Origin of the sequence: Microcoleus sp. LEGE 07076 (assembly GCF_015207455.1) — a bacterium.
GTDB lineage: Bacteria > Cyanobacteriota > Cyanobacteriia > Cyanobacteriales > Microcoleaceae > Microcoleus.
In genome coordinates this window covers 1-5,823 of record NZ_JADEWV010000288.1, presented here as the reverse complement: position 1 = coordinate 5,823, position 5,823 = coordinate 1, and the positions used below count along the sequence as shown (strand labels likewise).

General features: G+C 43.9%; 6 protein-coding genes. 2 read left to right on the top strand and 4 right to left on the bottom strand.

Features of this window, described 5'->3' with window-relative positions; translation table 11 throughout:
- The 3 genes from IQ270_RS32460 to IQ270_RS27345 form a co-directional block, all read right to left on the bottom strand.
- Positions 1 to 521, bottom strand: a 521-nt coding sequence (locus IQ270_RS32460) for a DUF4351 domain-containing protein (RefSeq protein ID WP_339384374.1), incomplete at its 3' end; no start/stop codon positions are given.
- On the bottom strand, positions 467 to 895 hold the full coding sequence (locus IQ270_RS32455; protein ID WP_339384373.1) for an Rpn family recombination-promoting nuclease/putative transposase: 429 nt from the start codon (positions 893 to 895) through the stop codon (positions 467 to 469). The genes IQ270_RS32455 and IQ270_RS32460, both read right to left, overlap by 55 nt.
- Before the next feature lie 158 nt (positions 896 to 1,053).
- Entirely contained in the window at positions 1,054 to 1,989 is a 936-nt protein-coding gene (locus IQ270_RS27345; protein ID WP_193976298.1) for an NAD-dependent epimerase/dehydratase family protein, read from the bottom strand.
- A 246-nt stretch (positions 1,990 to 2,235) separates the two neighbouring features.
- Between IQ270_RS27345 and dnaG the strand changes: the two genes are divergently transcribed.
- Entirely contained in the window at positions 2,236 to 4,236 is a 2,001-nt protein-coding gene (dnaG, locus tag IQ270_RS27340; RefSeq protein WP_193976297.1) for a DNA primase, read from the top strand.
- A 259-nt stretch (positions 4,237 to 4,495) separates the two neighbouring features.
- Here dnaG and IQ270_RS27335 read toward each other — a convergent pair whose 3' ends face one another.
- Positions 4,496 to 5,008 (bottom strand): pentapeptide repeat-containing protein, encoded by a 513-nt coding sequence (locus IQ270_RS27335; RefSeq protein ID WP_193976296.1) that lies wholly within the window; start codon positions 5,006 to 5,008, stop codon positions 4,496 to 4,498.
- Positions 5,009 to 5,022: 14 nt separating this feature from the next.
- On the opposite strand from IQ270_RS27335, the gene IQ270_RS27330 reads away from it, so the two are divergent.
- Complete coding sequence (locus IQ270_RS27330) at positions 5,023 to 5,667, top strand: YraN family protein (RefSeq protein WP_193976295.1); 645 nt, start codon at positions 5,023 to 5,025, stop codon at positions 5,665 to 5,667.
- The last annotated feature ends 156 nt before the right edge of the window (positions 5,668 to 5,823 follow it).

The window sequence follows — 5,823 nt, the reverse complement described above, 5'->3', positions numbered from 1 at the left end:
GCTGTCAAATCTTCCAAACTTGAGAAATCCCATAGGGCTTTTACTAAATCATCTAATTGGTCGATCGACAACTGCTGAATGCGGCTTTCAATAGCAGGGTTTAGTTGACCTACAAGGCGAGTCAGCGAAAGCATAATTAACTCTATTTGTGCTTCTTGTCTGCCTTCTTGTCTGCCTTCTTGTCTGCCTTCTTGTCTGCCTTCTTGTCTGCCTTCTTCCCGGCCAACAGCCACTGAACTCTCCTGATCTTGAGCAAAGAACTCTTGCTGCTGTAACGTGTTCAATTCATCCTGTGTCAAACTAACTTCGTTGGCAATTTCAAAAGCTTTATGAATTTCCGGGACTGTTGCCATTGTTTGAGGTACTTCATCCAAAGTACCGGTGGTTTTGATAAAGTAAATCCACTTGTCCGTAATATTTTCCAACTGTTCCAATTCTTTCTGGAATTTGGGCAATTCTACAAATACTAACTCAATGTCATTTTGTAGATAATCTGACAGACGAGTTCTTTCTTTAAACACAAAATGGGAAGTTCTGTGATAGTCAAAGCAATCACAGGTCGCAGTTGCTTGTATAATTCTCCCCTTGTTAGTTGCAGTGCATAAGTTTTGGCTGCATTGTACAAAACTCGCTTGCCAAATGCCTGCACTTTCAAAACTTGCATTTCGATAATCACAAATGTGCCATCGTTAAGTAGCGCTTTGACATCTAAGTAGCTGTTTTTAACTCCGGCTATTTGAGGGGCAAGATAAGGGTCAAGGATTTCTAAGCTTTCAATGATGGATCGCCCTTCATAGAGCAAAGCATTCAAGAAACTAATCAGAATATCGGTACTCTGAGCGGAGCCAAATATTTTCTTGAATGCAAAATCAATTTTAGGATTGATAAATCTCATGTTATGTTTCTCCCTAAATATTTGTAAGTGACAAACCTGCAAACCTGATTGTGACAGTTTGTTTGCTATCTTTATTGTTCCCTCCCCTTAGTAAGGGGAGGGTTAGGGTGGGGTTCTAGATGTTTTTGGGCATGGGATGCTCCCACTATAACTTAACTTTAAACGGCTTTCAAAATTTCATCATCGACTGAAAAATCAATCTCTGCTTTGTCCCTTCCCGAAACTACATAATCATTCTGAAACGAATCTTTCAATCCCGAAACTAAGTCAAATTCCGGTTGCCAGTTAAGTTCGGTGACAGCTTTATTCACTGAGGTAAAAAAGTGCTGTACTCGCATCGGAAAAGCTTTCTTTTTGCCGAAGTCAAATTGTTTCGGATCGTAATGTACAATCTTGATAGAGTCGGGCGATTTGCCGGCGGCTTGAATGCAGGCGCGGGCTAAACCGTCAAAGGTGACAAATCGATCGCCCGAAACGTTGTAAATTTGCCCGATCGCCCTTTCATTCCCCAAAACCGCCGCCATCGCCCTCGCCAAATCCTGACAGTGCCCCAACTGCGTGAAGTGCATACCGTTACCCGGAATCAAAATCGGTCGATCGCGCGCAATCCGATCGAAAAACCAAGCCTCCAAATCGTTATAATTTTGGGGGCCATAAATATAAGTCGGGCGGATCGAAGTCCAAGGCAAACCGGACTCGGCTAAATAATTTTCCGTTTCGCACTTACCCAAATGTCGGCTTTTGGGATCGGTAGCGTCCCCTTCGATATGAGGCATTTGATCCGACTTCAAATAAACCCCCGCAGAGCTCATGTAAACAAAGTGCTGCACCCGCCCTTTAAATATCTCAGCTAAAGGCTTTGTATCGCTCAGTTCCCGGCCGTTGTTATCAAAAACCGCGTCAAACTCCTCTGTAGATAACTTGTCTTTAAGTTGGTCAAGATTTGTGCGATCGCCCAAAATCTGTTTCACACCCGAAACCGGCACAGACTTGTTGCCCCGATTAAACAACACCACTTCATGCCCTTGTGCTGCTAAAATCTTAGTAAGATAAACCCCGATAAACCGAGTACCGCCCATCATCAAAATTCGCATTATTTCCGATGCTCCTTACAGTTAGTATAAATATCTTACAGTAAAGCAATGCCCTAACTTTACTCAAATAGCAGTTACGCCTAAATACCAGAAAAACTGGGTTTTTCACTTTTATGAAAGGCTTAAATCCCGTATTCGATCCAAAAACCCGGTTTTTGCCCAACGCTCTAATTGTGCGATACTTCCAATGCGATCGGCAACCATCTCTCAAAATAAACATACTTTCAATTTGCCTAAAATAGCATTATGCAAATTCCCCGACTGCACCCAGAAACAATCGAAGAAGTCAAACAAAGAGCCGACATAGTAGACGTTATTTCCGGCAGAGTCGTCTTGCGAAAACGCGGCAAAGAATTCGTCGGACTGTGTCCGTTTCACGACGAAAAATCTCCCAGTTTCACCGTCAATCAAGCCAAACAAATGTACTATTGTTTCGGCTGCGGTGCCGGCGGCAATGCCTTTAAATTCCTGATGGAATTGGACAAACGCCCTTTCAGCGAAGTCGTATTAGAACTCGCAAAAAATTATCAAATCCCCGTCAAAACAGTCGAACCAGAACACCGACAAGAATTGCAGCGCCAAATTTCACTGCGGGAACAACTCTATGAAATCTCAGCACTAACAGCCAACTTTTACGAACACGCCTTGCGGCAAACCCAAGGAGAAGAACCCTTAGCATATCTCAAATCAGAACGCAAACTGGGCGCCGAAACTATCCAACAATTTCAATTAGGTTATGCACCCCAAGGTTGGGAAGCACTTTATAGTTATTTAGTAGAACAAAAAAACTATCCAGCGCAATTAGTAGAACAAGCAGGATTAATTGTACCGCGCAAATCAGGCGGTAGCGGCTATTACGATCGCTTCCGCAATCGCATCATGATTCCCATTCGCGACACCCAAGGTAGAGTCATCGGTTTCGGCGGCAGAGCTCTCGGCGACGAACAACCGAAATACCTCAACTCTCCCGAAACAGAACTGTTCGACAAAGGCAAAACTTTATACGCTCTAGATACAGCCAAAACAGCCATTAGCAAAGCCGATCGCGCGATCGTCGTAGAGGGGTACTTTGACGCGATCGCACTTCACGCCGCAGGCATCTCCAACGCCGTCGCATCCCTCGGCACCGCCCTCAGCTTAAACCAAGTGCGGCAGTTATTGCGGTATACCGACTCCAAACAAATTATCCTCAACTTCGACGCAGACAAAGCAGGAAATCAAGCAGCAGCGCGCGCTATTGGAGAAATAGAAAAACTCGCCTATCAAGGAGAAGTACAACTGCGCGTGCTCAACATTCCCGACGGCAAAGATGCCGACGAATACCTCAAAACATACTCCCCAGAACAGTATCGAGAATTGCTCGAAAATGCTCCATTGTGGCTCGACTGGCAACTGCAACAAATGCTCGTCAACCAAGATTTGAAGCAAGCAGATACTTCCCAGCAAATTACCAAAAAAATCATTAAATTATTAACCAATATCACCGATGACAATCAGCTAACGCATTATTTACAAAAATGCGCCGAAATCCTCAGCAAAGGAGATTTTAGACTCACAAAAATGCTAGCCGAAAACTTGCTCGCTCAAGTAGTCAGCGATTGGGCAGCGCGGCAGAGTCAAGACGAATCTTTGACAATGCCCCTGTTAATTAGAAACAAGCTAAAGCCGAACAAGCAATATAAAAAGCAGCGTGCCAGCAGCGAAACCAAAAGTTCAAAAACAGGCTTTTCAGTAGCAGCCCGCAGTCTGTTAGAAGAAGCAGAAGCACAATTATTGCAGATTTACTTGCACTGTCCCGAATACCGCCAAGATGTCAGAGAAGCCATAGAAGCTAGAGACGTGCAGTTTAGTCTTTCTCACCACAGATTTTTGTGGCATCAGATTGTGAATGCAGAAATATTGCACAAAATGTCTTTACAAGTAGCGCCTGCTGAGTTAATATTGAAATTGCAGGATAGCTTCATTGAATATCCCAATCAACTCAATCAAATCTCGCATTTATTTCACTTAAACGAGTTCTCAGAAAGAAACATTTATCGCGCACCTTTAGTAATTAGATCGACCATTGCCTGTATCGAGCAAATTATCAGCATCAAGAGGCGCAGGATTGCACTCGATATGTGGATGAAAACCGATGCTGCTAAAGAATACTACCAACAACTCTGCGCCGAACAAGAATGGATAGAGGAATTAGAGAGGCTGCGTCAAGTTAATTTTTACGATTTAACTTCCGTGCCTTGGGCTTGAGGAATAAAGTCATTATTCTTACCAGTATTAGTAGGGTGTGTCGCCATTCTCAATCCCTGAATTAAATAGACAATTTAGAGAGCGACGCACCTTACATATGGGGTGAAAAAAAAATACTTATTGTCTAACCAGGTTTTTTATAAATCCTATAAGGTGCGTCGCCCTAAGATTATCGATTCAATTAATGAATTTTTGAGGGCGACACACCCTACAAGCCAGGTTCGTAGTTAGGACTTTAGTTTTTTCTATGATTAGCCTTTTAGTAATCGCAAAACAGAGTTTCGCGAGTATCTCGGCCTGTCACCGGATTAGTACCTTTTGCAACTTTACAAAGCTTTTCGATCATATCGTCTCGCAGCAGTGTCTCTGTAAAATCAGCACCGTCAATAATCGCTCCTTCCAGTCTGGTATTGTAAGCAAAAGCACCCTCAAGGATAGCATTAGTTAAATTTGCTTTCATCATGCGAGCCAAATCCAAAGTCGCACCGCTAAAATTAGCGCCTTCTAAATTTGCCTCTTGCAGATTGGCTGCAAAAAAACTGACGCCACGCAAATCTGCATTGGTAAAATTGCTGTTGCGAAGATTGGCTTTATTAAAACTGTCGTCAGTCAGAACTTGTCCAGCAAAATCAGCGCCGACTAGAATTTCTTTGTCGCGGTCCAAGGCGAAAGCAGGTGCGGGACCGATCGCGATCGCCCCAGCGACAATTACTGCTAAAATAACAAAACTCAGCAAGAAAGTATAAATATGTTGGCGAATTCCCAAAATCATACAAGTTAAACCTAATGGGCAGCGATGACAGTTTACAATTGAATTCTATCAGAAAGCGCGATCGCCCGTTACCGTTAGCGAAGCCATCCTTTCGACGGAGCCGAGCCCCTACTGACGCGGCGCCAACGAACACCCCTCCCGCCGACTCCAATTCTCCCCAATCCCCAAACCCTCGGGCTTTGGGCACATTGGGAGAAAACTTAGTCGCCGAATGGTTGCAGCAGCAAGGTTGGGAAATCCTGCACCGGCAGTACCGCTGTCGCTGGGGAGAAATTGACATCATCGCACTCGGAAGAGATGAAGAAAGCCAAATCAACAGAGGTAACGAAAATTCCTCATTCCCCCTGAACCATTCCCGAACATTAGCATTTGTAGAAGTCAAAACTCGCGGGCGGGGAAATTGGGATGTCGGTGGAATGCTGGCGGTTAGTACCGCAAAACAAGCCAAACTTTGGCAAACCGCCGAAATATTTTTAAGCACTCGTCCAGATTTAGCAAATAATTCTTGTAGGTTTGATGTCGCCCTAGTCAGGTGCGAACCTTCACGACAAAAAAAGCAAATATTGCCACCATTAACAGCAGCGAATTCTCAATCCGCCACTACCACAAACTACCAGCTCACCCTGCAAGAATACATTCGATCGGCTTTTAGCAATTAGAAATATCGCCTTAAAAATTACAAATTCCAATCAAAAAATCATCCTTATTGGTAATTTTTAAGCGTTAACTTTCCTCTACCGCATCGCATCTTCAATAAACAACGTGGAAACAGGGTTAAATCCTTTCCCCATCTCCCGCTATCCCCATCTCGCACC

What these genes read in the sequence shown, in the direction of transcription:
- IQ270_RS32455 (WP_339384373.1), bottom strand. Translation starts at nt 895, where the DNA reads ATGAGATTTATCAATCCTAAAATTGATTTTGCATTCAAGAAAATATTT.
- IQ270_RS27345 (WP_193976298.1), bottom strand. Translation starts at nt 1,989, where the DNA reads ATGCGAATTTTGATGATGGGCGGTACTCGGTTTATCGGGGTTTATCTT.
- dnaG (WP_193976297.1), top strand. Translation starts at nt 2,236, where the DNA reads ATGCAAATTCCCCGACTGCACCCAGAAACAATCGAAGAAGTCAAACAA.
- IQ270_RS27335 (WP_193976296.1), bottom strand. Translation starts at nt 5,008, where the DNA reads ATGATTTTGGGAATTCGCCAACATATTTATACTTTCTTGCTGAGTTTT.
- IQ270_RS27330 (WP_193976295.1), top strand. Translation starts at nt 5,023, where the DNA reads ATGGGCAGCGATGACAGTTTACAATTGAATTCTATCAGAAAGCGCGAT.